This is a genomic window from Pseudoflavonifractor sp. 524-17 (assembly GCF_009935845.1).
Lineage (GTDB): Bacteria > Bacillota > Clostridia > Oscillospirales > Oscillospiraceae > Pseudoflavonifractor_A.
The window spans coordinates 1-2,330 of record NZ_QWEK01000108.1; the positions used below are offsets into that span (position 1 = coordinate 1).

The 2,330-nt window shown below is 54.0% G+C and carries 3 protein-coding genes; 1 reads left to right on the top strand and 2 read right to left on the bottom strand.

Features of this window, described 5'->3' with window-relative positions; all coding sequences use genetic code 11:
* Together D1159_RS18680 and D1159_RS18685 are read right to left on the bottom strand one after the other, a co-directional pair.
* A partial coding sequence (locus D1159_RS18680) for a hypothetical protein (protein ID WP_347563737.1) occupies positions 1-250 on the bottom strand: 250 nt, incomplete at its 3' end.
* 14 nt (positions 251-264) lie between these two features.
* Positions 265-690, bottom strand: coding sequence for a hypothetical protein (locus D1159_RS18685; protein ID WP_161847094.1), 426 nt, complete (start codon positions 688-690; stop codon positions 265-267).
* Positions 691-941: 251 nt separating this feature from the next.
* On the opposite strand from D1159_RS18685, the gene D1159_RS18690 reads away from it, so the two are divergent.
* The gene (locus D1159_RS18690) at positions 942-2,117 is read left to right on the top strand and encodes an IS110 family transposase (protein ID WP_161847095.1); all 1,176 of its coding nucleotides are present in this window, start codon (positions 942-944) and stop codon (positions 2,115-2,117) included.
* Positions 2,118-2,330 lie beyond the last annotated feature (213 nt).

Below are 2,330 nucleotides of genomic sequence, written 5' to 3' on the forward strand. Positions count from 1 at the left end.
GCCCGTCCGCCCGGCTGTAGTGGCCCCGGACGTAGTGCTGGCCCCGGTTGGCGTAGCTGGAGCCCCGGCCATAGTCCGTGCTGTCCACGGCGGAGTTGTAGCCGCCCTCCTCCTCCAGCATACAGATTTTCTCGATGTTCTTGATGGTGTCGGTGAGCTTATGGGCCAGCTCCAGATCGCCCGGGTTGAGCTCCTCCTTTCGGTCGATCTTGTCCAGCTCTTTCCACAGATTTTCTTTCAGTTTGTCCATGTCGTTTTCTCCTTTCACGCCACCCGGTCAACAATCACGTTGACATTTTGGGCCGTAATGGCCTGGGTGCTGGTGTTCTCCAGGGCAATCGTTAGGCAACAGCCTTTGGGCACATCGATCAATGCGTCAACATGGACGTTGAACAGATCGCCTGCAGCAGCGGGAGTGACGATGGCAGTCGCGCTGGCCAGGGGTTCCCCGGTGATTGCCAGGGCCAGGGAAATTGGCCCGGCAGTGCCGCTGGCGGCGATTGCAATGTTGGCGTCTGCGCTCACCCGATAGCGGGCGCGGCACTGATTGGTGATGCCCCGCAGAGTGATGATGCCGCTCCCGGCCCGGTGGCAGACATAGCCCCTGGTGCAGGGGATGGGCGTCTCGGTCAGCAGAACGTTTTGACCGGCGGAAACGGTTTGAGCCGCGTTCGCGGTAAACTCAGGCATGATATCCGTCCTTGTATTATAGAGTAGTAGTTATTAGATCCCCTCTCCAAGGGCTGTGCTACATTGTAAGGGATGCTGTGGATTGGTTTATCCGTCCTACCACGCAGATGGTTCAGGAAAGGTTCCAACCACAGCCCTTTGCAGTTTTGTTGATCAGTTAAATACCGCCAGACGGTTTATGTGGAACAAGGCTGCAAAAGCAAAGTGTTCTGTGGATGCAGCATCGCAAATTTTCCGCTGGATGTATTGTTATGATTTGCGTTGGAATTGATGTGGCAAAGGATAAGCACGACTGCTTCATCCTCAGCTCGGAGGGCACAGTCCTGGTGGATGTATTCACCATCCCTAACAACTTGGAGGGCTTCAACGCTCTGCTGGACAAGCTCTGGGCCTGCTCCTCGCCCCAAGACAGCATAAAAGCAGGACTCGAGGCGACCGGGCATTACAGCTACAACATTCTTGGGTTTCTTCTTGACAACGGTCTGGGCACCTATGTCTTGAACCCCTTACGCACCAACCTTTACCGGAAAAGTCTCAGTCTCAGGAAGACAAAGACGGACCGGGTGGATGCGCGAACCATTGCGGCTATGCTTTTGTCCGATACGGGCCTCAAGCCCTACACGGATACAGCATACCGCAACGAAGAGTTAAAGTCACTCACCAGATACCGTTTTGACAAGGTAAAAGAGCGGGCCAGATTGAAGCAGTCCGTTTCCAGGCTGGTGTGCATCCTCTTCCCCGAACTGGAACAGCTGGTCCCGACGCTTCATATGGCGTCTGTTTATGCACTGCTGTCCGAGTTCCCAGGAGCCCGGCAAATCGCCGACGCACACCTGACTAGGCTGAAAGCCCTGCTGGCCGATGCCTCTAAGGGCCGCTACGGACGGGATACGGCTGTGGATATCCGGGACGCTGCTAGAAGCTCCATTGGCTCCAGAATGCCCGCCAAGTCCCTGGAATTGCAGCACACCATCCGCCTTATCCGGGAGTTAGATACCGAGATTGAGGAAATTGAGGCCATTATCCAGGCCATCATGGACGAACTACATTCCCCCATTACCACCATTCCGGGGATTGGATACCGCATGGGTGCCATGCTCCTGGCCGAGGTTGGCGACTTCTCCCGGTTTGATTCCCCTGACAAGCTGCTGGCCTACGCTGGGATGTCTCCCTCTACTTACCAGTCTGGGCAGCTCAAAAACTGCTATCCGCACATGGAAAAACGTGGCTCCCGGTATCTGCGCTATGCTCTCTACAATGCCGCTAAATACGTCTGCCATTGGGACCCTGCCTTTGCCACATACCTGGCTAAGAAACGGGCCGAGGGCAAACACTACAATGTTGCCTTATCCCACGCTGCCAAAAAACTGGTACGGCTCATCTTTGCTCTGGAAAAATCCAGGCAGTCTTACTGTCCCGCTGCTTGATTTGCTTCAATAGCCATCCGGGGTCCTCCTGGACCTCTGTTTTGCTATACCCTTTTTGAACCGTCTAACTTTTTGCCACCATCCTTCATTTTAGGGGTTGACATCTAATAGTTAATCTTTCTTAAAGTGGTCGAAATTGATATGCTCCCCATAAGGCAGACAGAGAAAAAATGTAGGAGGGAAAATGGAAAGACGAAAAGAAATAGATATAGC